At 72.7% G+C, this 26,256-nt stretch carries 19 protein-coding genes and 1 tRNA gene; 12 read left to right on the top strand and 8 right to left on the bottom strand.

Features of this window, described 5'->3' with window-relative positions:
- Positions 1 to 176: 176 nt before the first annotated feature.
- The gene (gene mfd, locus ACFY04_RS26415) at positions 177 to 3,710 is read right to left on the bottom strand and encodes a transcription-repair coupling factor (protein WP_389120196.1); all 3,534 of its coding nucleotides are present in this window, start codon (positions 3,708 to 3,710) and stop codon (positions 177 to 179) included.
- Between the two features lie 245 nt (positions 3,711 to 3,955).
- Here mfd and ACFY04_RS26410 point away from each other — a divergent pair, with 245 nt between their 5' ends.
- The gene (locus ACFY04_RS26410) at positions 3,956 to 5,362 is read left to right on the top strand and encodes a DUF2079 domain-containing protein (protein ID WP_389120194.1); all 1,407 of its coding nucleotides are present in this window, start codon (positions 3,956 to 3,958) and stop codon (positions 5,360 to 5,362) included.
- A gap of 82 nt (positions 5,363 to 5,444) precedes the next feature.
- On the opposite strand, the gene ACFY04_RS26405 is transcribed toward ACFY04_RS26410, so the two are convergent.
- Both ACFY04_RS26405 and ACFY04_RS26400 read right to left on the bottom strand, forming a co-directional pair.
- On the bottom strand, positions 5,445 to 8,030 hold the full coding sequence (locus ACFY04_RS26405) for an ABC transporter permease (RefSeq protein ID WP_389120193.1): 2,586 nt from the start codon (positions 8,028 to 8,030) through the stop codon (positions 5,445 to 5,447).
- On the bottom strand, positions 8,027 to 8,803 hold the full coding sequence (locus ACFY04_RS26400; protein WP_389120191.1) for an ABC transporter ATP-binding protein: 777 nt from the start codon (positions 8,801 to 8,803) through the stop codon (positions 8,027 to 8,029). Before ACFY04_RS26400 ends, ACFY04_RS26405 begins: the two co-directional genes overlap by 4 nt.
- Before the next feature lie 413 nt (positions 8,804 to 9,216).
- Between ACFY04_RS26400 and ACFY04_RS26395 the strand changes: the two genes are divergently transcribed.
- The 3 genes from ACFY04_RS26395 to ACFY04_RS26385 all read left to right on the top strand — a co-directional run bounded on the left by ACFY04_RS26395 (position 9,217) and on the right by ACFY04_RS26385 (position 12,324).
- The gene (locus tag ACFY04_RS26395) at positions 9,217 to 10,803 is read left to right on the top strand and encodes an MFS transporter (RefSeq protein ID WP_389120218.1); all 1,587 of its coding nucleotides are present in this window, start codon (positions 9,217 to 9,219) and stop codon (positions 10,801 to 10,803) included.
- An 81-nt stretch (positions 10,804 to 10,884) separates the two neighbouring features.
- A complete protein-coding gene (locus ACFY04_RS26390; RefSeq protein WP_389120189.1) occupies positions 10,885 to 11,760 on the top strand; it encodes a hypothetical protein in 876 nt (291 codons plus the stop codon).
- 3 nt (positions 11,761 to 11,763) lie between these two features.
- On the top strand, positions 11,764 to 12,324 hold the full coding sequence (locus tag ACFY04_RS26385; protein ID WP_389120187.1) for a hypothetical protein: 561 nt from the start codon (positions 11,764 to 11,766) through the stop codon (positions 12,322 to 12,324).
- Here ACFY04_RS26385 and ACFY04_RS26380 read toward each other — a convergent pair.
- Complete coding sequence (locus tag ACFY04_RS26380; RefSeq protein ID WP_389120185.1) at positions 12,321 to 12,881, bottom strand: CGNR zinc finger domain-containing protein; 561 nt, start codon at positions 12,879 to 12,881, stop codon at positions 12,321 to 12,323. The genes ACFY04_RS26385 and ACFY04_RS26380 overlap by 4 nt on opposite strands.
- Before the next feature lie 81 nt (positions 12,882 to 12,962).
- Here ACFY04_RS26380 and ACFY04_RS26375 point away from each other — a divergent pair, with 81 nt between their 5' ends.
- Positions 12,963 to 13,862 carry an alpha/beta fold hydrolase gene (locus ACFY04_RS26375; protein ID WP_389120183.1) on the top strand — a complete coding sequence of 300 codons (900 nt, stop codon included), beginning with the start codon at positions 12,963 to 12,965 and terminating at the stop codon, positions 13,860 to 13,862.
- 379 nt (positions 13,863 to 14,241) lie between these two features.
- Here the strand turns inward: ACFY04_RS26375 and ACFY04_RS26370 are convergent, their stop codons facing one another.
- The 3 genes from ACFY04_RS26370 to ACFY04_RS26360 all read right to left on the bottom strand — a co-directional run bounded on the left by ACFY04_RS26370 (position 14,242) and on the right by ACFY04_RS26360 (position 18,812).
- Entirely contained in the window at positions 14,242 to 15,114 is an 873-nt protein-coding gene (locus ACFY04_RS26370) for a DivIVA domain-containing protein (RefSeq protein ID WP_389120180.1), read from the bottom strand.
- A gap of 139 nt (positions 15,115 to 15,253) precedes the next feature.
- Entirely contained in the window at positions 15,254 to 17,809 is a 2,556-nt protein-coding gene (locus ACFY04_RS26365) for an SUKH-4 family immunity protein (RefSeq protein WP_389120178.1), read from the bottom strand.
- A gap of 7 nt (positions 17,810 to 17,816) precedes the next feature.
- Positions 17,817 to 18,812 carry an SMI1/KNR4 family protein gene (locus ACFY04_RS26360; protein ID WP_389120177.1) on the bottom strand — a complete coding sequence of 332 codons (996 nt, stop codon included), beginning with the start codon at positions 18,810 to 18,812 and terminating at the stop codon, positions 17,817 to 17,819.
- Positions 18,813 to 19,042: 230 nt separating this feature from the next.
- Here ACFY04_RS26360 and ACFY04_RS26355 point away from each other — a divergent pair, with 230 nt between their 5' ends.
- The gene (locus ACFY04_RS26355) at positions 19,043 to 19,621 is read left to right on the top strand and encodes a YwqJ-related putative deaminase (RefSeq protein ID WP_389120175.1); all 579 of its coding nucleotides are present in this window, start codon (positions 19,043 to 19,045) and stop codon (positions 19,619 to 19,621) included.
- Between the two features lie 2 nt (positions 19,622 to 19,623).
- Positions 19,624 to 20,130 (top strand): SUKH-3 domain-containing protein, encoded by a 507-nt coding sequence (locus ACFY04_RS26350; protein WP_389120173.1) that lies wholly within the window; start codon positions 19,624 to 19,626, stop codon positions 20,128 to 20,130.
- A 489-nt stretch (positions 20,131 to 20,619) separates the two neighbouring features.
- Here ACFY04_RS26350 and ACFY04_RS26345 read toward each other — a convergent pair whose 3' ends face one another.
- Positions 20,620 to 21,885, bottom strand: a complete 1,266-nt coding sequence (locus ACFY04_RS26345) for a sensor histidine kinase (protein WP_389120171.1) — start codon at positions 21,883 to 21,885, stop codon at positions 20,620 to 20,622.
- A gap of 160 nt (positions 21,886 to 22,045) precedes the next feature.
- On the opposite strand from ACFY04_RS26345, the gene ACFY04_RS26340 reads away from it, so the two are divergent.
- From ACFY04_RS26340 to pth, 5 genes are all read left to right on the top strand, one after another.
- Positions 22,046 to 22,117, top strand: a tRNA-Gln gene (locus ACFY04_RS26340).
- 109 nt (positions 22,118 to 22,226) lie between these two features.
- Positions 22,227 to 23,672, top strand: coding sequence for a bifunctional UDP-N-acetylglucosamine diphosphorylase/glucosamine-1-phosphate N-acetyltransferase GlmU (glmU, locus tag ACFY04_RS26335; RefSeq protein WP_389120168.1), 1,446 nt, complete (start codon positions 22,227 to 22,229; stop codon positions 23,670 to 23,672).
- A 133-nt stretch (positions 23,673 to 23,805) separates the two neighbouring features.
- The gene (locus ACFY04_RS26330) at positions 23,806 to 24,783 is read left to right on the top strand and encodes a ribose-phosphate diphosphokinase (protein WP_030008898.1); all 978 of its coding nucleotides are present in this window, start codon (positions 23,806 to 23,808) and stop codon (positions 24,781 to 24,783) included.
- A 193-nt stretch (positions 24,784 to 24,976) separates the two neighbouring features.
- A complete protein-coding gene (locus tag ACFY04_RS26325) occupies positions 24,977 to 25,561 on the top strand; it encodes a 50S ribosomal protein L25/general stress protein Ctc (RefSeq protein ID WP_373037006.1) in 585 nt (194 codons plus the stop codon).
- A 98-nt stretch (positions 25,562 to 25,659) separates the two neighbouring features.
- Complete coding sequence (gene pth, locus ACFY04_RS26320) at positions 25,660 to 26,250, top strand: aminoacyl-tRNA hydrolase (RefSeq protein ID WP_389120165.1); 591 nt, start codon at positions 25,660 to 25,662, stop codon at positions 26,248 to 26,250.
- Positions 26,251 to 26,256 lie beyond the last annotated feature (6 nt).

Here is a 26,256-nt window from a genome sequence, read left to right as displayed (position 1 = left end):
GCCCTCCCCCCGGGGGGGCCGGGCGGGGGGCCGGGCGGGGCCCCCCCCCCCGGGGGGCGCGGGGGGGGGCCCCCCCCCCCCGGGGGGCCGGGGGGGGGGGGGGCCGGGGGCCCCCCCCCCCCCACGGCCGTTCACGTCGTCACCGCACCCGCTACGCCGCTACGGCCACACGGCCGCTACGAGCCGAGGATGGTGGTGAGGAACTCCCCCGTCCAGGCCAGCAGTTCCCGCCCGACCACCGGCTTCCCGCCGATCTTGCCCGCCTTCGGGCGCGGGACCAGCACCTGCGAGGTGGCGGGCTTGAGCACCGTCCCCGGATAGAGCCGCTTGAGCCGCAGCTCCTGCGACTCGCGCAGCTCCACCGGCCCGAACCGGACGTTGTTGCCCTGGAGGGTGATGTCCCCGACCCCGCAGGCCCGGGCCAGCATCCGCAGCCCGGCCACCAGCAGCAGGTTCTCCACCGGCTCCGGCAGCTTGCCGTAGCGGTCGGTGAGCTCCTCCCGTACGGCCTTGATGTCCGCCTCGGAGTTGGCGGAGGCGATGGACCGGTACGCCTGCAGGCGCAGCCGCTCGCCCGGCGCGTAGTCGTGCGGGACGTGCGCGTCGACCGGCAGCTCGATCTTGACCTCCAGCGGCGGCTCCTCCTCCACCTGGCCCTCGACCGCGGCCCGGTAGTCGGCCACGGCCTCGCCGACCATCCGGATGTAGAGGTCGAAGCCGACGCCCGCGATGTGACCGGACTGCTCGCCGCCGAGCAGATTGCCCGCGCCGCGGATCTCCAGGTCCTTCATCGCCACGTACATGCCGGCGCCCATCTCGGTGTGCTGGGCGATCGTCGCGAGCCGCTCGTGCGCGGTCTCGGTCAGCGGCTTCTCCGGCGGGTACAGGAAGTACGCGTACCCGCGCTCGCGGCCGCGCCCGACGCGTCCGCGCAGCTGGTGCAGCTGGCTCAGGCCGAAGTTGTCGCCGCGCTCCACGATCAGGGTGTTGGCGTTGGAGATGTCGATGCCCGACTCGACGATCGTGGTCGAGACGAGCACGTCGAACTTCTTCTCCCAGAAGTCGACGACGACCTGCTCCAGGGCCTGCTCCGACATCTGGCCGTGGGCCGTCGCGATCCGCGCCTCGGGCACGATCTCGCGCAGCTTGGCGGCCGCCCGGTCGATGGACTCGACCCGGTTGTGGATGTAGAAGCACTGGCCCTCGCGCAGCAGCTCGCGGCGGATGGCCGCGCCGATCTGCTTCTCCTCGTACGGGCCGACGAAGGTCAGGACCGGGTGGCGCTCCTCCGGCGGGGTGGTGATCGTCGACATCTCGCGGATGCCGGTCACCGCCATCTCCAGGGTGCGCGGGATCGGGGTCGCGGACATGGTGAGCACGTCCACGTTGGCGCGGAGCCTCTTCAGCTGCTCCTTGTGCTCCACGCCGAAGCGCTGCTCCTCGTCGACGATGACCAGGCCGAGGTCCTTGAACCGGGTCTCCTGCGAGAACAGGCGGTGGGTGCCGATGACCACGTCCACCGAGCCCTCCTGGAGACCCTCCAGGGTGGCCTTGGACTCGCTCTCGTTCTGGAAGCGCGAGAGCGCCTTCACCTTGACGGGGAACTGGCTGTAGCGCTCGGAGAAGGTGCCGAAGTGCTGCTGCACGAGGAGGGTCGTCGGGACGAGGACGGCGACCTGCTTGCCGTCCTGGACCGCTTTGAATGCGGCTCTCACAGCAATTTCGGTTTTGCCGTAGCCGACGTCGCCGCAGATCAGCCGGTCCATCGGGACCGACTTCTCCATGTCCTCCTTGACCTCGGCGATGGTGGTGAGCTGGTCGGGCGTCTCCGCGTACGGGAAGGCGTCCTCCAGCTCGCGCTGCCAGGGGGTGTCCGGCCCGAAGGTGTGGCCGGGGGCCGCCATGCGCGCGCTGTAGAGCTTGATGAGGTCGGCGGCGATCTCCTTGACCGCCTTCTTCGCGCGCGCCTTGGTCTTGGTCCAGTCGGCGCCGCCGAGCCGGTGCAGGGTCGGGGCCTCGCCGCCCACGTACTTGGTGACCTGCTCCAGCTGGTCGGTGGGGATGTAGAGGCGGTCGCCGGGCTGCCCGCGCTTGGCCGGCGCGTACTCCACCAGCAGGTACTCGCGGGTGGCGCCCTGCACCGTGCGCTGGACCATCTCGACGTAGCGGCCCACGCCGTGCTGCTCGTGGACGATGTAGTCGCCGGCCTCCAGGGTCAGCGGGTCGATGGTCTTGCGGCGCCGGGTCGGCATCCGGCCGAGGTCCTTGGTGGCGGTGCGCTGGCCGGTCAGGTCGGTCTCGGTGAGGACGGCCAGGCGCAGCACCGGGTCGACGAAGCCGTTGTCGATCGAGCCGCAGGCGACGTGGACCAGGCTCGGTTCCAGGGCGCGCAGTTCCGGCTCCAGCCGGGCCGCGATGCCCTCGCCGCCGAGCACCTCGACGGTACGGGCGGCCGGGCCGTGGCCCTCGGTGAGGTAGACGGTGTGCCAGCCGTCGGCGATCCAGCCCTTGGTGTCGGCCAGCGCCCGGGCGGTGTCGCCGCGGTAGGCCTCCGGGGCGTGCATGCCGAGCTTGAGGGTGTCGCTGCCGCCCGCGGTCTCGTCGGCGGCGAAGGGGGACACCGACCACCACATCATGTCCAGCTCGCGGGCCCGGTCGCGGACGTCGGCGATCCCGCGCAGCGAGGCCGCGCCGACGTCGATGGGGGCCTCGCCGCCGCCCGCGGTGGCCGCCCAGGAGGCCATCAGGAACTCCTGGCTCGTCGCCACGAGGTCGGCGGCCCGGGTCCGGACCCGCTCCGGGTCGCAGACCACGGCCATCGACCCGGCGGGCAGCACGTCGATCAGCAGTTCCATCTCGTCGACGAGGACCGGGGCGAGGGACTCCATGCCCTCCACTGCGATCCCCTCGGCGATCTTGTGCAGCAGCTCGCCGAGCTCGGGGTGGGCCTCGGCGAGGGCCGCGGCCCGCTCCCGTACCGCGTCCGTCAGCAGCAGCTCGCGGCAGGGCGGGGCCCACAGTCCGTGCTCGGCGATCTCCAGGGAACGCTGGTCGGCGACCTTGAAGTAACGGATCTCCTCGACCTCGTCGCCCCAGAACTCGATGCGCAGCGGGTGTTCCTCGGTGGGCGGGAACACGTCGAGGATGCCGCCGCGCACAGCGAACTCCCCGCGCTTCTCGACGAGCTCGACCCGCGCGTACGCGGCGGCGGCCAGCGCCTCGGTGATCTCGCCGAGGTCGGCGCCGCCACCTTGCCGCAGGCTGACCGGGACCAGCTCCCCGAGCCCCTTGACCTGCGGCTGGAGCACGGACCGGATGGGCGCCACGAGCACGCTCACCGGGCCTGCCGCCGGGTCGTCCTTGCTGGGGTGCACGAGGCGGCGCAGGACGGCGAGCCGGCGGCCCATGGTGTCGCTGCGCGGGCTGAGCCGCTCGTGCGGGAGCGTCTCCCAGGACGGGTAGTCCACCACCTCGTCCGGGGGCAGCAAGGAACGCAGCGCGGCGGCCAGGTCCTCGGCCTCGCGCCCGGTGGCGGTGACCGCCAGCACGGTCCGCCCGGTCTGCCGGGCCAGCGCGGCGATCGCGAAGGGCCGCGCGGCGGCGGGGCCGACCAGGTCCACGTGCATGCGCTTGCCGTCCCCGGCCGCGGTGACCGCCTCGGCGAGGGCGGCATCACGGGTGACGGCGTCGAGCAGTCCGTGCAGGCTCATGAAAGAGGCTTTCCGTCCGGTGAAGGTCTGAAGGTGTGCGGTGGTGCGGTGCGGGTGCGGTGCGTTGGTGCGGTGCGGTGCGGGTGCGAGGGCAACGCGAAGGGCCCGACACGTCGCACGGGCCGGGGGTTCCCACCCTACGACGACGCCCCTCGCGCCGCTTTACGATGTTCCTGTTCTGACTGTCCGAGCTCGCCGTGTCGTCTTCCGCCGGGGAGACACTGCCTCCGGAGGAGCACAAGTCCGTGACGAGCGATGCGATAGCCCGCCCGGCGCCGGTGGTACCGGCATCCGCGACGCCGGACCGGTACGCCTGGGCACCGCCGTGGCTGGTGGCCGCCGGGCTGTTCCTCGTCTACCTCGTCCTGTCCGTCGGGCGGTTCCGGCGGATGGACTGGGCCTCCTGGGACCTGGGGATCTTCGAGCAGGCGATCCGCGCGTACGCGCACCTCCAGGAGCCCGTCGCCGACCTGAAGGGGCCGGGGGCCAACATCCTCGGGGACCACTTCAGCCCGGTCATCGCGCTCGTCGCCCCCGTCTACCGGGTCTTCCCCGGGCCCATCACCCTGCTGGTCGTGCAGTCGGCGCTGTTCGCGCTGTCCGCCGTGCCCGTCACCCGGGCGGCCGTACGGTTCCTCGGCCGGGCCCGCGGGCTCGCCGTCGGCATCGCGTACGGGCTCTCCTGGGGCATCCAGCGGGCCGTCGAGTTCGACTTCCACGAGATCGCCTTCGCCGTGCCCCTGCTGGCCTTCGCCCTGGAGGCGGTGCTCGCCCGCCGCTGGCGGGCCGCCCTGCTGTGGGGGCTGCCGCTGGTCCTCGTCAAGGAGGACCTCGGCTTCACGCTCGCCGCGCTGGCCGTGGTGGTGGCCTGGCGGGCCCGCGACAGCAACCGGCGGATCACGGTGGCCGCGCTCGGCGTCGCCGCCGCGGCCTGCGTCTTCGCCGTCCTGGTGTTCACCGTCCTCATACCGGCCTTCGCCACCGCGGGATACGGCTACTGGGACAAGATCGACGGGGCGGGTCCGCTCGGCGGCCTCGGCACCAAGCTCACCACCCTGGCGTGGGTGCTGATCCCCACCTCCGGGCTGCTCGCGCTGCGCTCGCCGCTGCTCCTGGTGGCCGCGCCCACCCTCGGCTGGCGGTTCCTGTCCGGGGACGACCACTACTGGTCCACCGACTGGCACTACAGCGCCGTCCTCATGCCCGTCGTGGCCCTCGCCCTAGTCGACGCCATCGACACCGTCCGGCGGAGCGAGCGGCCCCGGCTGCGCTCGTACGCCCTGCAGCTGCCGACCGCCGCCCTGGCCGCCGCCCTCGCCCTGAGCGCGACCGCCATGCCGACGGCCAAGCTCGCGGAGGCCCGTACGTACGAGAAGCCCGAGCGGGTCACGGCGATCGAGCGGCTCCTGGCCCGGATCCCCGACGGGGCGACCGTGGAGGCCGACACCACCCCGCTGACCCGGCTGACCTCCCGCTGCCGGGTCCTGTGGATCGGCGGCAGCAAGGGCGTGGTCCCCGACTGGATCACCATCGACAACTCCTCCAAGTGGGCCGGCGAGGACCCGACCGGCTACGCCCGCCAGCTCCACCCCGACGAGCGGTTCACCCTGGTGGGTGAGGCCGCCGGCATCGTCCTGATGCAGCGGGAGTGACGCGAGGGCCGGCCCCGGAAACGACGCCGGTCCGGGACCCTGAGGTCCCGGACCGGCATTCCCCCGAACGAACGCGGGCCGGTTACTCGCTCGCGATCGCGTTCAGTACGTTCATCCGCCCTGCCCGGAAGGCCGGGACCAGTGCGGCGAACAGGCCTACGAAGGCCGAGGCGGCGAACACCCCGAGGATCGTCGGCCACGGGATCTCCAGCACCTTCAGGCCCTGGAGCGCCAGCAGCTGCTGCGCGCCGATCCCCCAGCCCATGCCGAGCCCGAGGCCGAGCAGGGCGCCGAAGAGGGCGATGACCACCGACTCCAGGCGGATCATGCGGCGCAGCTGGCGGCGGGAGAGGCCGATGGCGCGCATCAGGCCGATCTCGCGGGTCCGCTCGACCACCGAGAGGGCCAGGGTGTTCACGACGCCCAGGACCGCGATGACGATGGCGAGGGCGAGAAGCCCGTAGACCATGTTCAGCAGCTGGCCGACCTGGTCCTTCAGGGACTGCTTGTAGTCGGCCTGGTTGAGCACCTGGTACTGCGGGGAGTCGGCCAGGGCCGCCTTGACCGCCTCGTAGGCGGCGGAGTCGGACTGCCCGTCCTTCGCGCTGGCCAGCAGCATGAAGGGGAGCGGCAGCTTGTCGGCCGGGACGTTCGCCCGGGCCACCTCGGTGCTGATGTACTTCGCGCCCTTGTCGAGGTTGCCGTCGTCGTTGGTGATGGCGGCGACCTTCAGGCTGACGGCGTTGCCGCCGACGAAGGCGACCTTCATCGTGTCGCCGACCTTCACACCGTGCTCGGTGGCGTAGAGCGAGCCGACCGACATGGCGCCGGGGCCGTAGGCCTGCTTGTGTTCGCCGGCGATCATCTTGCGCCGCACGTCGTCGGCGTACGTCGGGTCGGTGACGCTCAGCGCGAACGTGTCCGCCGAGCCGTCCGGGGCGGTGACCTTGGCCTCGACCTGCCGGTAGGCGGTGACGTGGTCCAGGCCCCCGGTGGAGCGCAGCGCCTGCTCGGCCTGCGGCATCACCGGCTGACCGGTCTGCGACTGGACGATGTAGTCCGCGCCGACCGTCTTGTCGAGCTCGTCGGTCGCGGAGGCCACCATCGAGGAGCCGACCACCGAAAGGCAGGCGACCACCGCGAGGCCGATCATCAGCGCGGCGGCGGTGGCGCCGGTGCGGCGCGGGTTGCGCAGGGCGTTGCGCTCGGCGAGCCGGCCCACGGACCCGAAGGGCCGCAGTACCGCTCCGGAGAGCACCCGCACCACGCCCGCGGCGAGCAGCGGGCCGATCACGATGAATCCGATGAGGGTGAGGACGACGCCCAGGCACAGCCAGAGCGATCCGGGTCCGGCCTTCTCCGCGGCGGTGGCGAGGTAGAGGCCCGCACCGCCGATGCCGGTGATGACCAGGCCGAGGACGGCACGGACGACGCCGGCCTTCTTGTCTCCGGGGGTGCCGGAATCACGCAGGGCGGCCATCGGGGAGACCTTGCCGGCCCGGCGGGCCGGAATGAAGGCGGAGATGAGCGTGACGAGGACGCCGAGGGTGAGACCGATGACCGGGGTGTACCAGGCGACCGTCAGATCGTCGGTGGACAGGTGCATGCCCATCTGACCCATGAGCTTCATCAGCCCGACGGCCAGGCCCACGCCCGTGCCGATGCCCAGGACCGAGCCGACGACGCCGAGGAAGAAGGCCTCGACGACCACGGATTTGAGGACCTGGCCGCTGTCGGCGCCGATGGCGCGCATCAGGCCGATCTCGCGGGTGCGCTGGGCGACCAGCATGGAGAAGGTGTTGAAGATGAGGACGATGCCAACGAGGAAGGCGATCAGGGCGAATCCGTACATCACGTACTTCATGACCTTGAGGAAGGAACCGACGTCCTTGCGGTTGGCGTCCGCTGCTTCCTTGGCGGTCTGCAGCTTGTACGTGTCCGCGCCGACGGCCGCGGCCACATTCTGCTTGAGCTGGTCGTCGCTCACGCCGTCCTTGGCGGTGACGTTGACGTGCGTGAAGGAGCCGGGGGAGCCGAGCAGCGACTGCTGCGCGGTGGCCGTGTCGAAGTAGACGACGGCCGCGCCCGGGTTGGTCACGGTGAAGGCGGCGATACCGGTGATCCTGGCGCGGATGTCGCCGGTGACGGCGATCGTGCGCAGCTCGTCACCGAGCTTCAGGTGGTGCTTCTCGGCGGTGTCGGCGTCGACCATCATCTCGGTCGGGCCGCGCGGAGCGTTGCCCGAGGTGATCTTCATGGACTTGAGCTCGTTGTCGGTCCAGTTGCCCGCGATGGTCGGGGCGCCGGTGGTCGAGCCCATGTTCTCGTTCTTGGCGTTGACGACCGTGACGGACATCGAGACGACGCCGCCCTCGGCGCTCTTGACCCCCTCCGCCTTCGCCACCTGCCCGACGACCGAGCCGGGCAGCATCTCGGGCTTGCCGCGGTCCGGGGTCTCCTCCCCGTCCTTCGCGGACTTGGGGCTGACCGTCACGTCGGAGCTGGTGACCGCGAACAGCTTGTCGAAGGTCGTGTTCATGGTGTCGGTGAACACGGTGGTGCCGCAGACGAAGGCGACGGAGAGCATGACCGCGACGGCGGAGAGCGCCATCCGTCCCTTGTGGGCGACGAAGTTGCGCCGCGAGGTCTTCAGGACGGTGTTGCTCATGAGGTCCGCCCGCGCGCGTCGAAGTCCTTCATGCGGTCCAGGACCTGGTCGGCGGTGGGACTGTACATCTCGTCGACGATCTGGCCGTCGGCCAGGAAGATGACGCGGTCCGCGTAGGAGGCGGCCACCGGGTCGTGCGTGACCATGACGATCGTCTGGCCGAGCTCGTCCACCGAGCGGCGCAGGAAGCCGAGGACCTCGGCGCCCGCCCTGGAGTCCAGGTTTCCGGTCGGCTCGTCGCCGAAGATGATCTGCGGGCGGGCGGCGAGGGCGCGGGCGACCGCCACGCGCTGCTGCTGGCCGCCGGAGAGCTCGGTCGGGCGGTGCTTGAGCCGGCCGGCGAGGCCCACCGTCTCCACGACCCGGTTCAGCCACTCCGCGTCGGGCTTGCGGCCCGCGATGTCCATGGGGAGCGTGATGTTCTCCAGGGCGTTGAGCGTGGGCAGCAGGTTGAAGGCCTGGAAGATGAAGCCGATCCGGTCGCGGCGCAGCTGCGTGAGCTTCTTGTCCTTCAGCCCGGTGATCTCGGTGTCGTCCAGGTGGATCTGGCCGCTGGTCACCGTGTCGAGACCGGCGAGGCAGTGCATCAGCGTGGACTTGCCGGAGCCGGAGGGACCCATGATCGCGGTGAACTGGCCGCTCATGATGTCCACGTCGACGTCGTCGAGGGCGACGACGCGCGTCTCCCCGGAGCCGTAGGCCTTGACGACCTTTCGTGCCCGGGCCGCGACGGCTGCATGCCCTCCAGTACCCCCGTGCCTGGTTTCGGTCATAGCCGTTGTCACGGTCTTTCTCCCTGTTCGAATGCGCGTGTCTGCGTACGTCTGCGTACGTCTGCGTCGGTGTGCGGCTGTGCGCTCGTCGCCGTCATGAAGTCTCCGCCGGGCGGAGGCGCGGCGCGCTGGTGCCCATCGCCGTATCCGCCCGGGGGTTAACCCCACCCCCCGGCCTGTGGTGCGTAGGTTCCAGTTAAGGAGACGCCCGGGCCGCTCACGTCCTCCGCCGGGAGGAACGACCCCTGGCCCGTTGTGCGGAGGGACCCCTAGGGGATCTGCACCCTTCGGCGTACGGACCCTGAGGGATACCGCCGGCCGCGCGGCGGTGAGATGGTGTTCCCCGCAGTTACGTGCAGGGGGAAGGAATCTCGGTGGCATCGGCGGAGAGCACCGGCGCGAGCCCGGACGGCATACCCCCGGGACCCGCGGCCGATACCGCCAGGGCCGGGGTTCCGGCCAAAAGCGCGGCCGGCGGCGCTCCCGCGGCCAAGCCGGCCGCGCGACCGCCGGCCCCGGTGGTCGCCTCGCTGATGCTCGGCATGGCCCTCGTCGCCCTGGACAGCACGATCGTGGCCACCGCCGTCCCGCAGATCGTGGGCGAACTCGGCGGATTCTCCGTCTTCTCCTGGCTCTTCTCCGGCTACCTGCTCGCGGTGACCGTCACCCTGCCCGTCTACGGGAAGCTGTCCGACACCTTCGGCCGCAAGCCCGTCCTGCTCTTCGGCATCAGCCTCTTCCTCGTCGGTTCGCTGCTGTGCGCGTCCGCCTGGAACATGGCCGCCCTCATCGCCTTCCGCATCGTCCAGGGCCTGGGCGGCGGCGCCCTCCAGGGCACGATCCAGACCCTGGCCGCCGACCTCTACCCGCTCAGGGACCGGCCGCGGATCCAGGCCCGGATGTCCAGCGTGTGGGCCACCTCGGCCGTGGCCGGCCCGGCGCTCGGCGGACTGCTCGCCTCGTACGCGCACTGGCGCTGGATCTTCCTGATCAACCTGCCGCTGGCCGGGCTCGCCCTGTGGATGATCGCCCGTCACCTGACCGAGCCCGTACGGTCGCCCGGGCGCCGGGGACCGGTCGACTGGGCGGGGGCGCTCGCCGTCTTCGCCTGCGGCGGACTGCTGCTCTTCGCGCTCGTCCAGGGCGGGGTCGCCTGGCCCTGGCTGTCCGCGCCCTCGCTCGGGCTGCTGGGCGCGAGCGCGCTGCTGGCCGTCGTCGTGGTCCGGGTGGAACGCCGGGCCGAGGAACCGATCCTGCCCGGCTGGGTGTGGCGCCGGCGCACCATCGCCGCCGTCAACCTGGCCATGGGGGCACTCGGCCTGCTGATGGTCGCCCCCATGGTGTTCATGCCGACCTACGCACAGTCCGTGCTGGGCCTCGGCCCCGTCGGCGCCGGCCTGGTCATGTCGGTGATGACCCTGAGCTGGCCCGTCACCGCCGCCTGCAGCCAGCACGTCTACCGGCGCATCGGCTTCCGCAACACCGCGGCCGTCGGAATCGCGCTCGCCGCGGTGATCCTGTTCTCCTTCACCCTGCTGCCCTACCCCGCCCGGCCCTGGCAGCCCGCACTGATCATGCTGCTGCTGGGCGGCGCCCTCGGCCTCTTCCAGCTCCCGCTGATCGTCGGGGTCCAGTCCACCGTGGGCTGGGCCGAGCGCGGGACGACGACGGCCTCGGTGCTGTTCTGCCGCCAGGTCGGCCAGAGCGTGGGCGCCGCCCTGCTCGCCGCCGTCGCCAACGCCACCATCGCCGTGCGCCTGGCGGACGCCCCCGTACCCGGCCTCCCGGAGCACCTGGACGACGTGGCGAAGGCACTGGACCGGCCGGAGCTGCTGCCCGCTGCCGCCGCCGGCTACCTGCGCGAGGCCGTGGCCGCCGCCGTGGAGCACATCTTCCTCGGCGCGACGGCGGCCGCCGTGGCCGCGCTGCTGGTCCTGCTGCTGGTGGCACCGCGCCGGTTCCCCGTCCTGCCGGAACTGCGCGAGCAGCAAGAGGAGTAGACCGTCTGCGGAAAGTCGCCTTGTCATGGCCGGGCCATTGGGTAACCCTCGTGCCAGGACCGTTTCCGGGGGGACGACGACATGGCATCCGCACTCTGCGCACTCGCGTTACTGGCCGCGCTGGCCGGACCGATCTGCCTGCGGCTCAGCCGCAGCCCGGGCTTCATCACCGGCCGCGACGGCCGCCTCTCCACCTCGACGGCGCTCGCCCTCGCCTGGACGGTGATCCTGGCCTGGCTGCTGCTGGCGATCCTCGGCTACGGGCTCACCGCGGGCGGCGGCATCGCGTACTTCCGGGGCACCGACGGCCCGCTGTCCACCCTGACGACGGCGTACCTGCCGCTGCTCGGCGGCCCGTACGTGGCGCTGATCGCCGCGAAGGCGGTCGTCGGCCTGCGCGTGGAACACGGCAGCATGGCCAAGCCCGCCGCGAAGCCGACGGTGTCGGGCCGGCGGCCGCTGCGGGAGCTGATCGCGAACGACAGCGGGCGCACCGACCTCGTGGACCTCCAGTACGTCGCCCTCAGCGCGGTCACCATGCTGTACGTGGTGCTGTTCTTCCTCGCGGACGTGGGCGGCGGACTCCCGCGCCTGCCCGCCGAGATGTGGGCCCTGACGGGCGCCCCGGCGGGCGCGTACCTGGTCAACAAGCTGGCCGTCCGCGCCAACCCGGTGATCACCCACGTCACGCTGGAGGACGGCCGCCTGACGGTCGAGGGTGGCGGTTTCACCCCGGACCCGGCGGGCCCGCCGGCCCTCCTCACCGTCGACGACGCCCCCCTCCCGGCACAGGCCGACCCCCTGACGGGCGCCCTGACCGCCACCCTCCCGGCCCCGGGGACACCCCCGTTCACGGTGGTCGTCACGGCGCGCGGCCTGCGCAGCGACCCGTACCGCTACGAGTCCCCGGCGAAGCCCGCCGTCCCGGCCCAGCAGCAGCCGCAGCCGGCGGGCTGACCCGTGCCGTCCCTCCTGAACCCGTCCTGGCGCGCGCCCTGGCGGATGTGGCTCCAGCCCGCGCACACCCGCGGCCGGCACGCCGAGATCCCCACGGCCTACGGCACCTACACGCTGTTCCGGGAACCCGGCCTGCGACTGACCGCCGACGCCAAGGCCGAGGCGTGGGAGCGCTGGCAGTTCCTCCTGGGCGAGGAAATCGTCCTGGAGATGGACGACGCCGCACTGCCGGGGCAGGGCATCCGCAAGCGGCTGCGCCACGGCGTCCACGGCCGCCTCGACGGCGTGCCGTTCACGGCGCGGACCGCAGGCAGGTCGCTGCTGCCCGGCCGCCGGGGCATCCGCTTCGCCCTCGACGACGGGCGCGCCTTGTCGTTCACGGCGCGCCCCTTCCACCTGTGCCTCGTCCGGGAGACCGGCGGCGAGGAGGAGGTGCGCGCGCGTACCCGCGCCGGCGGCTGGGAGACGCACCGGCTGGACCGGGGCGAGCTGGCCCTCCTGTGCTTCGTGACCGTCTCGGGCGCGGACCGGCTCCTCAGGTCTCCGCTCCAGGAGGTCGTCTAGCCGGCCTCGCCCTTGTGGCGGGCGTAATAGCGGGCCACCCGGGCCCGGTTGCCGCAGACCGACGCCACGCACCAGCGGCGGCGGGGGTGCGCCGGCAGGAAGAGCAGGACGCAGTCGTGGGCCTCGCACTCGCGCACCTGCGCCACCCGGGCGTCCGTCAGCAGCTCCGCGACCGCCTCGGCCAGCTCCGCCGCGAGCCGCCGGGCCGGCTCCGCGGGCCGGTGCGCGCCGGCGGCGATCCCGCCCGCACCGGTCCAGGCCAGCACGCGGTACGAGGGCGCCGCGGCCAGGGCCTCGTTCAGCGCGGTGAGCGCCCCGGCCGGGGGCCGCTCACCGCGCCGCACGGCGTCGAGCGCCGGGCGGGCGGCCTCCCGTACGGCCCGTACGGCGGCCACCTCGCCCGCGCCCACGACGTCGACGGGGGTCAGCCGCCCGGCCTGCGCGGCCAGCCAGGCCGTGAGCCCCGCGGGGTCGGCGACGAGGTCGCCCACCGCGGCCTCGGTGTTGAGGAGGTCCAGCGCGAGGGGTTCACCGGTGAGCGGGAAGGTCACTGTCACCCGACTAATGCTACTCCAATCACTTGACCCATTAGCGATCACCGGCAAGACTAATGGAAACAAGGACGCAGGAGGCATGTGATGACCGCTCGCCGTACCCTTCCCACCATCCGGCACCGCACCGTCGACGTGGACGGAGTCCGCGTCGCCTACCGCGAGAGCGGCCCCGCCGACGGCCCCGCCGACAGCCCCGTCCTGCTGCTCCTGCACGGCTTCCCCACCGCCTCGCACCAGTTCGCCCGCCTGATGGACGCGCTCGGCGACACCCCGTACCGCCTGATCGCCCCCGACTACCCCGGTTTCGGCCGCACCGAGGCCCCGGCCGGATTCACGTACACCTTCGACCGGCTCGCCGACATCGTGGAGGGCTTCACCGACGCCCTCGGACTGGACCGCTTCGCCCTGTACGTCTTCGACTTCGGCGCCCCGGTCGGACTGCGGCTCGCCGCGCGCCGGCCGGAGCGGGTGACCGGCCTGATCGTCCAGAACGGCAACGCCTACGAGGAAGGCCTCTCGGACGCGGCCCGCGAGTTCGCCGGACTCCGGCGCGAGGTCCCCGGCAACGAGGAGCGCGTCCGGGGGCTCTTCACCCTGGAGGGCACCCGCTTCCAGTACGAGACCGGCGTCGCCGACACCAGCCTCCTCTCCCCCGACAGCTGGACCCTCGACGTACACCACCTCCGCCTGCCGGGCCGCGCCGACGCCCAGGCCGACCTCGCCTTCGACTACGCCTCGAACTTCGCCCACTACCCCGCCTGGCAGGCCTGGCTGCGCGCCGCCCGGATCCCGGTGCTGGTCGTATGGGGCGCGGGCGACCCGTTCTTCACCCCGGCGGGCGCGAAGGCCTACCTCCGCGACGCCCCGGACGCCGAGGTGCACGTCTTCGAGGGCGCGGGCCACTTCGCCCTGGAGACCCACCTGCCGCAGATCGCCCCGCTGATCGAGGAGTTCCTCAGCGGAATGGTCACCTTCACGTACTGAGTCCGCAACGGACCGTCAGGACCTGCTCTCCGCCGACTCCGCCGGGGAGTGAACCGGGCATGCGTACCGCCCGAACCAGTTGGAAAACCTGCGCGCTCGGGGCCGCAGCCCTCGCCGCGCTCCTCTCGTCCACGGCCTGCAACCCGGGAATCGCGGACACCAAGAACCCCGCCACCCCGGCCCCGGCGACCACCCCGAGCACGGCCGGCACACCGAGCACCGCCGGCACCACGCCGCCCAGCGCCGGCGCCGACGAAGGAGATCGGCTCACTCAACGTCGGAACCAACGCCCGGGTCACGTACTGGAACCGCGACCTCGGCGCCGTCGAGGAACTCCTGTTCAGGTCGGGCACCCGCTAGTGCTGTGACCGGACACCCTCTAACCCTCCGCCGGAGCGCGGCCCGTCAGCGCCGCCAGGCTGGAGCGGACGTGGTTCATGTGCGCCCGCATCTCCTCCGCCGCCTCCCCGTGCTCCCGCAGGATCCCCCGCGTCTCGCGCCCGATCCGCTCCTCCGCCACCCGCGCCTGCGCGACCAGCTCGGCGGCCCGCGCCTCCGCGTCCTCCTGCCCGTGCCGCGCCGACTCCTCCGCCTCGGCGTACTCGCGCCGCGCCTCCGCCAGGCGGGCCTCGACGTACCGCTCCAGCTCCGCGTGGCGCGCCTCCAGGTCCGCCTCCCGCGCCGCCAGCTCCCGCTCCGCCGCCTCCCAGCGCTCCGCCTGCTCCTGCTCGCGCTCCGCCCGCTCCGCCTCCGCCCGCCGCCGCGTCTCCGCCAGCGCGGCCGCCGCCTGCGCCCGCCACGCCGCCGCGTCCTCCCGCGCCCCCGACCGCACGTCGTCCGCCTCGCGCTGCGCCCGCAGCAGCCCCTGCCGGGCCCGGACCTCCGTCTGCTCGCGCACCGCCTCCGCGTCGCCCCGCGCGAGCTCCGCCGTCCGGTCGGCGCGCGCCTCGGCCGCGCCCAGCGTCGCCGAGGCGTCCACCCGCGCGTCCGTCCGTACGGCGTCCGCCTCTTCCTCCGCCAGCAGCAGGATCCGGCGGGCCCGCTCGCTCAGCTCGTCGTACGTCTGCGGAGCCAGCGCGGAGACCGCCTCCCTCAGCCGCGCCGCGTCCGCCTCCATCTGCTTGGCCAGGACCGTCAGCCGTGCCACCCGCTCCCAGGCCTCGTCCCGGCTCCCGGAGAGCCGGGCGAGATACCGGTCGACCTCTTCCATGCGGTAGCCACGACCGCGCACGGTCGCAAAGGGTGCACTCATCCTGGATGCGCCTCTCTCGCGGGGATTCCCGTCAAGGATGCGCCATTTGATCCCAGAAGCCGGAATGGCCGGGCCGAGACCCTGTTCGAAGGTCCCGACCCGGCCATCCAGCCGATCACACGATCACTCGATCAGACGGTCAGAGCAGTCCGTCCCACATCTGCTCCAGCAGCACCGACCACCAGCTCTCCGGCGAGGACAGCGCCGCGCTGTCGAGCCCCGCCAGATTTGCCTGGAAGTCGACGGTCCAGCGCCCCGCCTGCTCCGGCGTCAGATGCTGGCGCAGCCGCCACATGTGACCCAGCATCGCGAGGGACCGTACGAACTGCGGCAGGCTCGAGTTCACGAACTGCGGCGGTACGGGAGCACCTCCCGGGCCGCCTTCCACCGGCACCGCCACGATGTGCGCGGTGCCGTACTGCACGCACAGGGCCTTGCCGAAGTCGCTGCCGACGACGAGGTACGAGCCCGCGTCCGAGGCCGGCTGCACCTGCCGCTGCTGGGCCAGCTCGGCCAGCGTCGGCACCGGCTGGCCCGGCACCGCCTGCGCCCAGAAGAACGGCCCGAAATCGACCGGCAGACCCGACCACATCAGCGTCTGCGCCACGATCTCCGGCACACCCTGGCGGGACACCGCCCGCTGGTCGAAGCGGAACACGCCCTGCGGACCGAACGCGGCCGTCAGCTCCTGCGCGATCGCCTCCAGCGGGATCGCCGGCTGCAGCGGGACCTGCGGCAGCGGCGCCCGTACCGGCGCGGGGCGCGCCGGACCGTCCGCCACCTGGTGCAGCTCGCCCTGGTGGGTGAGCAGGTGCCGCATGCCCTGCTGACGGCCCGCGTGGTCCTTGCCGTACGGGGCCACGCTCGTGATCCGCACCTGCGGCCAGGTCTCCCGGATCATCCGGGCGCAGTAACCGCCGGGCAGCTCACAGGACTCCAGCTCGGTGTGCAGCTCCAGCACCTGCTGCGGCGGCACGTTCATGGCGCGCAGCTCGTAGAGGATCTGCCATTCCGGGTGCGGGGTGCCGGGCGCCGAGCGGCGGATGAGCTGCTGCTCGGAGCCGTCGGGTGCGCGGTAGCGGAGCACGGCCTGGTAGCCGGGGCCGACGGTGGGCGCACCGGTCGGGACCGAGGGCTGCGCGCCGGGACCACCGGGACCACCGGGCACGCCGGGCGGCGGGCCGGGGGGCCCGGGCGGCTGCACCATGGCGGGGCCGGCCAGCATCGTGGCGGCATGGTCGAGCCCGCCACCGGGGGCGCCGGGCGCACCGGGAGCCGCAGGCGCACCGGGCGGACCGGGAGGCTGCGGTACGCCGGGACCCGCGAGCATGGTGGCGGCGTGATGGGCCCCGCCACCGGGAGCCCCGGGCGGACCGGGCGGCGCGGGCGGCTGACCGGTGACGGCCGGACCGGCCAGCATCGTCGCGGCGTGGTCGAGCCCACGGCCCAGCGACCCCGGAGCACCAGGAGCTCCCGGCGGACCAGGCGGACCGGGCGGCTGGGGCGCACCCGCACCCGGAGCACCGGGCGGACCGGGCGGCGCCGGCGGCTGACCCGTGACGGCCGGACCGGCCAGCATCGTCGCGGCGTGGTCGAGCCCACGGCCCAGCGACCCCGGAGCACCCGGCGGACCGGGAGGCGCGGGCGGCTGACCCGCGCCCGGAGCACCGGGCGGACCGGGCGGCTGCGGAACACCGGGGCCGGCCAGCATCGTGGCGGCGTGGTGCGCCCCGCCACCGGGAGCCGCAGGCGCACCGGGCGGACCGGGCGGCGTCGACGGCGTCGACGGCCGGGAGATCTGGGCCTTGCTGGTCGGCGCGTCCGCGATGTCACTCGCCGCCGAACCGCCCTGCGAGCCGCCCTGCGAGCCGCCTTGCGAGCCGCCTGCCGAATCGCCCGGCGAACCCAGCGCGGGCACGACGGCGGTCCTCGGCAGCTGGCTGCCGCCCGGCATCAGCGTGGTCTTCGCCTCCGGGGCCACCCCGGACGACGGCGCGTCCTCCAGGTCCGACCCGGACAGCGGCGGCGCGAACACGGTCGCGGGCAGCGGTACGGACACGTCGTCCGTACCGGAGTTCACATCGGTGCCCGCCCAGGGCGTGGCACCGATCGGCACCGCGGGCGCGGCCGGAGCGGGGGCCGTCGCCGGGGCCGTCGCCGGAACCCCGTCGTTGGCCGTGGGCTCGTACGGGATCTCGCCCCCGCGCCGCAGCGGCACGGCCTCGACGGGCGCCGGTGCCGGTGCCGCGGGAGCCGGCGCGGGCTCGGGCACGACGTCGGCGGGCGCGGCCGGAGCCGGCGTGGGCGTCGACCTCGGCGCGATCCCCGCCCGGTCCGCGGCCTCCTGCAGCCACTCCGGCGGGCTGAGCATGAACGACGTCTGTTCCGAGTCGATCCGCGGCTGCGGAACCGAAGCCTCCGAAACGGCCGTGGCCACGGCCCCGTACTCCTCCTCGTACCGGCGGATCACCTCACCCACCGGCAGTCCCGGCCACAGCGTCACCTCCCCGCTGTCCCGCGCGATGACCAGCCGCTGCCGCCCACCACCGGACACGGGACCGGCCGCGCGGTCCTCCGCCCACACCACGAACCCGAGCCCGAACTCCCGTACGCGCACCTCCCGGTGCTGGTACGCGGGCACGTCCCCGTTGATCCACTCCTCGGCGCGCTCCTGCGCCTGCGCAAACGTCACCATCGCGCGCTCACCCCTCCACCGGTGCCGAACCCGACACCGGAACCGAACGTGCGAATCCGCCGTCCACCATCAGACCGGCCACCGTCTCCAGCTCCGGCGGGTTACCGGCCAGCCGCTCGAGGAAGGCGTCGAAATCAGCACCGCACGGCAGCAACAACCGCTCCACGCGCTCCTGGACCGACCAGCCGTCCCGGTCGCGGGCATCGTCGTACGGGGAGAACCACACCGAGCCGATGCCCTCACCCTTGACCTTCAGCGCGAGCAGCCCGCCCTGGGCGAAGGCCACGCACAGGTAGTCCTTCGTCAGGTGGTCCCGCAGACACTTGTTGACGTACACCAGGTCGTTGACCGCCGCCTCCTCACGCACCGTGAAGAACGGCTGGTCCACCAGCAGGCCGAGGTCCACGTCCAGGCCCGCACCGACCGGCGCACAGCCGCCCGCGGCCTTCAGGAACGAGCGGTACGCCTCCGGCAGCCGGTAGCCGAGGTCCTCCTCGACGCCCTGCACCTGCTCCTCGGCGACCGACACCACGGACTTCGGCAGCCCCATGTGCGCCGGGCGCACCTCCTGCAACGGCCGCGTCCCGCGCTTGTCGTGGTCCACCGGAGCCGTCGTCAGGCCCGCGTGATGCCGCAGCAGAGCCTTCACCTCGACCGGGACCAGCTCCATGCGCCGCGAACCCGCCACGTGGTGCCAGGTCCAGCCGTGCGGGGTCGCCACCGGCCCGACCGTGTCCCACAGCTCGTGCCCGGCGGCCTTCATCGCCGCGTTCGCGGACACGCAGTCCGTGAGCCGCAGCTCGTCCACGCCGAAGCCCTCCGGCGGTTCGGCGATCTCCACCGCCGCGCGCGCGTAGGCGGAGAAGTCCGGATGCCCATTGCCGTCCATCCGCACCCCGTGAGGATGCCGAGCGGCCCGGACCGGGTCCGGGAAATGCACGACCTGCCCCGAGTAAGCGGCGTTGGGTGGCGCGGCCTGCTGCCCGAGCCGACCTGTCGTCATGGCGGTAGCCCCCTGCTGGATCTGGCTGGTTCACCACAGCCTATGCGCTGGGGCAAGAGCCTTACCCGCGCCCGACCGGCGCACCCGCCCGAGGGCCGGGAACATCCGAATTGATACGAATATTCGACCCCGCTTCCGCATGACAGGTGACGTTTGACAGGCTGTCCCCGCGGCACGGGGGCGTGCGCGACAGCGGTCACCACCGCCGCCACGGGAGGGAAAGCGCGACCATGCACAACACGGCAACACGTACAGAATCCGGCGACACCGCGCCGGACGCACCAGGCGCACCGGGCGCGCCTGGACCGGCCGGCGAAGCCGCCGGCCCCGCAGGCGACCCCCGCCTGCGCTGGAGCAGCACCGACGGCCGCCCCGCCGTGCCCGTCCTGCGCTTCCGCCGGGACGGCATCCTCCCCACCGTCGCCGCCGCCCTCTCCGTACGCGGCGAAACCCTCACCGGCACCGCCGGCAAGGCCGATCAGCCGCCCGTGCTCCACCCGCTCGTCCAGGACTTCCTCGACACCCTCACCAGCGGCCAGCGCGAACGATTCACCGGCCGGTGCCCGGAGGCGATCCTGCTCTCCCGTCACCTGGTCGCCGTCGAGGGCGCCCGCTCCCGGCGCGCCTCCCGCAAACCCCTCTCCCCGAGCGAGGCCCGCCGCTCCCTCAAGCACGCGAAGATCACCGCCCGCCGCATCCGCGAGGACGGCGACCCCCTCCACGGCAGCTACGCAGCCCCCTGCCGCTCCTGCGAAGCACTCCTCGCCCACTTCGGCGTACGCTCCGTCGACCTCACCCCATCCGAGTAGCCATGACCACCGCCTCCGCCTCCTACGACCGCTCCTCGGCCACCCGTTTCCCGGTCGCCGTGGACTCCGCCCTGCGCACCGCCGGCTGGGAACCCGGCCGGTGGGACATCAAGCAGGCCGAGTACTGGGCCGACGCCCTGCGGGACCACACCACGCCCGCCGGACACCGGCACACCGTCTTCCCCGCCGCCGTCGAGGCCTGGGCCGAGTTCGGCGGTCTGACGGTCGCCGCGCACGGTCCCGGCCGCCAGATCGCCCCGACGCCCGTCCGGATCGACCCGCTCACCGGACTCCACCTCGCGCGCACGTTCGCCGACCTCGGCCGGGCCCTCTCGACCCAGCTCTGCCCGCTGGGCGTCGAGGCCGACGGCGGCTCCCACCTCGCGCTCGACCGCGAGGGCCGCGTCTACGGCATCGACCACACCGGCGACTGGTACCTCGGCTCCAACGTCGACGAGGCCCTCACCCTCCTCCTGACGGGCCTCCAGCCGACCCGCCTCACCACCTAGCTCCCGCCGGGGTCGCCGACTCCGACCGGTGTTCTGCGGTTCGGCTCCGGCCGCTCGGTGGTGCCGGAGCTCCGCGGGTTCGGCTCCGGCCGGTGGTGCCGGGGCTCTGCCCCGGGCCCCGCGCCTCAATCGCCGGCGGGGCTGGGTGGTGTGGGGCGGTGCCCCGCCCGAGTGTCTCCTCGGCTCGCGCGGTGCGGCATGTCTCGGTTGTGCCCGGTGGTGCGCGCTCGTCCTGCGGGGACACTCCGCCGTGTCCCCGCCCCACGGCAAGGCTCCGGCAGTGCCCCGAAGCCGCCCCGGCGCGTGGGGAGCGGGGACGGGGAGGGGTGTCCCCGCAGGACGAGCGCGCGACCGCCGGGTACTGCCGAGATGGCCCGCACGCGCCGAGCCGAGGAGACACCCCTGCCCGGCCCCGCGGACCAGCCCGTACCGCGCCCGGATCCCGGCCCGCAGGGCGACTCGGGCCCGCCCGCCCCGCCGAGGGACCGACTAGGCCGTCGGGAGGACCGCCGAGACCTTGAAGCCGCCCGCGTCCGTCGGGCCCGACACGAACACCCCGCCCAGGCCCAGGACCCGCTCCCGCATCCCGACCAGCCCGTTCCCCCCGCTGGGCAGCCCCGGCTCGGGGGCCTTCCCGTCGCAGGGGCCGTTCTCCACCTGCATGGCCACCTCCCCCGCCCGGTGCGCGAGCCGTACCACGACCCGCGCGCCCGGGGCGTGCTTGTGGCAGTTTGTGAGCGCCTCCTGCACCACGCGGAACGCCGTCTGCTCGACCTCCGCCGCGTACGCCGCCCACTCGCCGTGCACCAGCATCTCCACGGCCATCCCCGCCGCCCGCGACTGCCCGACCAGCGCCTCCAGCTCGCCGAGCGTGGGCCCGTCCTCCACACCTCCACCCCCCGCGAACGCCACCGCCGCGACGGCCACGGCGGGCACGGGAGCCGGGGCCGGCTTGGGCGGCGCCCGGAGCACGCCGAGCATCTCGCGCAGCTCCGTCAGCGCCTGCCGCCCCATGTCCCCCACCAGGGCCGCGTTCTTCGCCGCCCGCGCCGGGTCCTTGACCGCCACCGCCTCCAGCGCGGCCGCGTGCACCACCATCAGCGACACCCGGTGGGCGACCACGTCGTGCATCTCCCGCGCGATCCGGGTGCGCTCCTCCGTACGGGCCCACTCGGCCCGCTCCTCCGCCCGGTCCGCCAGCAGCGACAGCTCCCGCTCCAGCGAGTCCGCCCGTTCCTGCAGGCTCTCCATCAGCCGCCGCCGGGCCCCGATGTAGAGCCCGAACAGCACCGGCGGCACGGTCAGCGCCACCGCGACGAACCCGGACAGCACGACCACGAGCGTCGTGTCGGCCTCCACGTCCCCGCGGGTGCGCAGGTACATCACGACGAAGGTCGCGGCCAGCGACATCGAGGCCAGCGTGGCCGTGATCCGCCGGGGCACTTCGGAGGAGGCCAGCGTGTACATCCCGACCACCGCGAGCAGGAACCCCATCGCGGCCGGTGACACGGCGATCCCGACGAGCACCACGGCGATCGGCCACCGCCGCCGCAGCACGAGCGTGGCCCCCACCACGAACCCGAACAGCACTCCGACCGCCGTCGGCAGCCCCGCCTCGGCGGCGAAGGGCACGCCCTCCCACGCGCACTCCAGGGCGGACACCCCGCCGAGCACCGCGTCCCCCACGGCGTCCCGCCGCCGCACCCACCACAAAGGCGGCCCGGCCCGGCCTTCCACTTCCCCCGTTTTGGTCATGCCGTCCAGCGTACGGGCGGCCTTCGCGGCGCCCCGGGGAAATACCCGCCACCGAAACGGCGGGAACGGGTACCGTCGCGGTGAGGGCAGGTGGTACGGCATAGTAGGGACGGCCAGCTTGATCGGTACGCCGAAATGTCCGATTAGGCCACATTCACTATCCCCTGTGGTGTAATTGGCAGCACTGAGGCTTTTGGTGCCTTATGTCCGGGTTCGAGTCCTGGCGGGGGAGCTGCTCGATTCCGGGTCCGGACCTTCACGGTCGGGACCCGCGTTCGTTCGGGGGCACCGGCACCCCGGTATCCTTCACGGGTCCACCCCCGAAGCCGAAGGGCATCCCCGTGAGCGCCAACCGCCCGGCAGCCGTCGTCGTACTCGCAGCGGGTGAAGGCACCCGCATGAAGTCGGCGACTCCCAAGGTTCTCCACGAGATCTGCGGGCGCTCGCTCGTCGGTCACGTCGTCGCCGCCTCCCGTGAGCTGGACCCCGAGCACCTCGTCGTGGTCGTCGGGCACGCCCGGGAGCAGGTCACCGCGCACCTGGCCGGCATCGACGCCGACGTCCGCACCGCCGTCCAGTACGAGCAGAACGGCACCGGGCACGCCGTCCGCATGGCCCTCGAAGAGCTCGGCGGCGGCATCACCGGCACCGTGATCGTCGTCTGCGGCGACACCCCGCTGCTGACCGGCGAGACCCTGGCCGGGCTCGCGCGGACGCACGAGGCCGACGGCAACGCCGTCACCGTGCTGACCGCCGAGGTCCCCGACTCCACCGGCTACGGACGCATCGTCCGCGACGCCGGCGGCGCCGTGACGGCCATCGTCGAGCACAAGGACGCCTCCGACGCCCAGCGCGCGATCCGCGAGATCAACTCGGGCGTCTTCGCCTTCGACGGCGCCCTGCTCGCCGACGCCCTCGGCAAGGTCCGTACGGACAACAGCCAGGGCGAGGAGTACCTCACCGACGTCCTCGGCATCCTGCGCGAGGCCGGGCACCGCGTCGGCGCGGCCGTCGGCAGCGACCACCGGCAGATCCTCGGGATCAACAACCGCGTCCAGCTCGCCGAGGCCCGCGCGCTGCTGAACGCGCGCCTGCTGGAGCAGGCCATGCTCGCGGGCGTCACGGTCGTCGACCCGGCCGGCACCTTCATCGACGTGACCGTCACCTTCGGGCAGGACGCGATCGTGCACCCCGGCACCCAGCTGCTGGGCACCACGCACATCGCCGAGGGAGCCGAGGTCGGCCCCAACAGCCGGCTCAAGGACACCCACGTGGGCGCGGGCGCCCGGGTGGACAACACGGTCGCCGAGAGCGCGGTCGTGGGCCCGCAGGCGAACGTGGGTCCCTTCGCGTACCTGCGCCCCGGCACGAACCTCGGCGCCAGGGCCAAGGCCGGTACGTACGTCGAGATGAAGAACGCGACGATCGGCGAGGGCACCAAGGTCCCCCACCTGTCGTACGTGGGCGACGCGACGATCGGCGAGTACACCAACATCGGCGCCGCGAGCGTCTTCGTGAACTACGACGGTGAGCACAAGCACCACACCACCATCGGCTCACACTGCAAGACGGGCTCCGACAACATGTTTGTGGCTCCCGTCACCATCGGGGACGGCGCCTACACGGCCGCCGGCTCCGTAATCACCAAGGATGTGCCGCCCGGCGCCCTGGCCGTGGCCCGTGGCCAGCAGCGGAATATCGAGGGCTGGGTGGCCCGCAAGCGTCCGGGCAGTGCGGCTGCCACGGCGGCGCAGTCGGCGGCCCCGGAGGACGCCGAGCGCCCCTGAGGTGAACTGACCGGAAACAGGTACGCCCGTTACGGCGTACCGTGATAGGTGCACGCAATTCGGCTGGCTCACCGTGTGCGGGACGGACGCACATGGGGGCGAGCAGCTTCAACACGTCTGAGGAGACTGTGCTGTGACCGGGATCAAGACGACCGGCGAGAAGAAGCTGATGCTCTTCTCCGGCCGCGCCCACCCCGAGCTGGCCGAGGAGGTTGCGCATCAGCTGGGCGTCGCCCTCGTGCCGACCAAGGCTTTCGACTTCGCGAACGGTGAGATCTACGTCCGCTTCCAGGAGTCGGCACGTGGCGCGGACTGCTTCCTGATCCAGAGCCACACGGCTCCGATCAACAAGTGGATCATGGAGCAGCTGATCATGATCGACGCGCTGAAGCGCGCGTCGGCACGCTCCATCACCGTGATCGTCCCGTCCTACGGGTACGCCCGCCAGGACAAGAAGCACAAGGGCCGCGAGCCGATCTCGGCCCGCCTGGTCGCCGATCTGCTGAAGACCGCGGGTGCGGACCGCATCCTCACGGTCGACCTGCACACGGACCAGATCCAGGGCTTCTTCGACGGCCCGGTGGACCACCTTTCGGCCCTGAACGTCCTCGCGGACTACGTCGGCGCCAAGGTGGACCGTACGAAGCTCACGATCGTGTCCCCGGACGCCGGCCGTGTGCGTGTGGCCGACCGCTGGTGCGACCGTCTGGACGCGCCGCTGGCGATCGTGCACAAGCGCCGCGACAAGGACGTCGCCAACCAGGTGACCGTCCACGAGGTCGTCGGTGAGGTCAAGGGCCGCGTCTGCGTCCTGGTCGACGACATGATCGACACCGGTGGCACCATCTGCGCCGCGGCCGACGCGCTGTTCGCGCACGGCGCGGAGGACGTCATCGTGACGGCCACGCACGGCATCCTGTCGGGCCCTGCGGCCGACCGCCTGAAGAACTCCAAGGTCAGCGAGTTCGTGTTCACGAACACCCTGCCGGACCCCTCCGACCTGGAGCTCGACAAGATCACGGTGCTGTCGATCGCCCCGATGATCGCGCGCGCCGTGCGCGAGGTCTTCGAGGACGGTTCGGTCACCAGCCTCTTCGAGGAGCAGCAGTAACCCGAGCGGTAACCGCTCCGCGGTAGATCCTTTTTGGTACGGCCTCCCCCGCCGGGTACACTCCATGAGTTGCTCGGCGAGGGAGGCCGTACCTGTTTCCGGTACGGATGCTCCGTTATCGACGCGCTCTTCGTAGCAGGCCGTTCCGGCCGGGTGACTCTGTCCGTTTTCCGTCACCCCACGAGGAGTGAGCATGTCCGAGATCAAGCTTGCCGCCAAGATCCGCAACGACTTCGGCAAGGGCGCTGCCCGTCAGGCCCGTCGTGACGCCCTGACCCCCGCCGTCATCTACGGCCACGGCACGGACCCGAAGCACGTCAACGTCGACGCCCACGCCCTGCAGCTGGCGCTCCGCACCCCGAACGTCCTGATCTCCCTGGACATCGAGGGCGACGCCGCCGAGCTGGTCATCCCGAAGGCCGTGCAGAAGCACCCGCTGAAGCGTTCCATCTCCCACGTCGACTTCCTGATCGTCAAGAAGGGCGAGAAGGTCACCGTCGACGTCGCGATCGTCACCGAGGGCGAGCTGGCCGCCGGCGGCAACATGCTGGAGACCCTCCAGAACACCATCTCCGTCGAGGCCGAGGCCACGCACATCCCGACCGAGGTCACCGTCTCCATCGCGGGCCTCGAGGCCGGTGCCACCATCCACGCCTCGGACCTGGTCCTCCCGGCGGGCACCACCCTGGCCGTCGACGGCGACATCGCCGTCCTGCAGGTCGTGGCCCCGCAGGCCGAGGAGCCGGCCGCCGAGGCCGCCGAGGGCACCGAGGCCTGAGCCTCACCCCATCCCCTCAGCAGTTGCTGACCGACCGCCGTCCGGCTCCACTGGAGCGGGACGGCGGTCGTCTTCGTAGAGGAACCGAGGAGCTTTTCATGTCGGACGACGCGGCGCCCTGGCTGATCGTGGGCCTGGGGAACCCGGGACCGGAGTACGCGGGCAACCGCCACAACATCGGCTTCATGGTGGCCGATCTGCTGGCGGAGCGGATCGGCGGGAAGTTCAAGGCGCACAAGGCCCGGGCCCAGGTGGTCGAGGGCCGCATGGGCCCGCCGGGGCCGGCCAACCGCCGGGTGGTGCTGGCCAAGCCGATGACGTACATGAACCTGTCAGGCGGCCCGGTGACGGCGCTGCGCGACTTCTACAAGGTGCCGCTGGAACGGATCGTCGCGGTCCACGACGAGCTGGACATCGACTACCCGACGCTGCGGCTGAAGCTGGGCGGCGGGGACAACGGGCACAACGGTCTGAAGTCGATGACCAAGTCCATGGGCCCGGACTACCACCGGGTGCGGTGCGGCATCGGGCGGCCGCCGGGCCGGATGCAGGTCGCGGACTTCGTGCTGAAGGACTTCTCCTCCACGGAGCGCAAGGAGCTGGACTGGTTCGTGGACCGGGCCGCGGACTCCGTGGAGTGCCTGATCGCCGAGGGCCTGGAGCGGGCCCAGTCCGCTTACAACTCCTGAGCGGCG

The sequence above is a fragment of the Streptomyces sp. NPDC001549 genome (genome assembly GCF_042894025.1).
Taxonomy (GTDB): Bacteria; Actinomycetota; Actinomycetes; order Streptomycetales; family Streptomycetaceae; genus Streptomyces; species Streptomyces kutzneri.
The sequence above is the reverse complement of the archived record's forward strand: the minus strand, read 5'-3'. Positions and strand labels throughout refer to the sequence as shown.

Excerpts from the sequence above, each read along its gene's own strand:
- ACFY04_RS26370 (WP_389120180.1), bottom strand. The coding sequence starts at position 15,114 with ATGAGTGCACCCTTTGCGACCGTGCGCGGTCGTGGCTACCGCATGGAA.
- ACFY04_RS26400 (WP_389120191.1), bottom strand. The coding sequence starts at position 8,803 with ATGACCGAAACCAGGCACGGGGGTACTGGAGGGCATGCAGCCGTCGCG.
- pth (WP_389120165.1), top strand. The coding sequence starts at position 25,660 with ATGTCGGACGACGCGGCGCCCTGGCTGATCGTGGGCCTGGGGAACCCG.
- ACFY04_RS26405 (WP_389120193.1), bottom strand. The coding sequence starts at position 8,030 with ATGAGCAACACCGTCCTGAAGACCTCGCGGCGCAACTTCGTCGCCCAC.
- ACFY04_RS26355 (WP_389120175.1), top strand. The coding sequence starts at position 19,043 with ATGCACAACACGGCAACACGTACAGAATCCGGCGACACCGCGCCGGAC.
- ACFY04_RS26365 (WP_389120178.1), bottom strand. The coding sequence starts at position 17,809 with ATGGTGACGTTTGCGCAGGCGCAGGAGCGCGCCGAGGAGTGGATCAAC.
- ACFY04_RS26375 (WP_389120183.1), top strand. The coding sequence starts at position 12,963 with ATGACCGCTCGCCGTACCCTTCCCACCATCCGGCACCGCACCGTCGAC.
- ACFY04_RS26390 (WP_389120189.1), top strand. The coding sequence starts at position 10,885 with ATGGCATCCGCACTCTGCGCACTCGCGTTACTGGCCGCGCTGGCCGGA.
- ACFY04_RS26345 (WP_389120171.1), bottom strand. The coding sequence starts at position 21,885 with ATGACCAAAACGGGGGAAGTGGAAGGCCGGGCCGGGCCGCCTTTGTGG.
- ACFY04_RS26325 (WP_373037006.1), top strand. The coding sequence starts at position 24,977 with ATGTCCGAGATCAAGCTTGCCGCCAAGATCCGCAACGACTTCGGCAAG.
- ACFY04_RS26360 (WP_389120177.1), bottom strand. The coding sequence starts at position 18,812 with ATGACGACAGGTCGGCTCGGGCAGCAGGCCGCGCCACCCAACGCCGCT.
- ACFY04_RS26350 (WP_389120173.1), top strand. The coding sequence starts at position 19,624 with ATGACCACCGCCTCCGCCTCCTACGACCGCTCCTCGGCCACCCGTTTC.
- mfd (WP_389120196.1), bottom strand. The coding sequence starts at position 3,710 with ATGAGCCTGCACGGACTGCTCGACGCCGTCACCCGTGATGCCGCCCTC.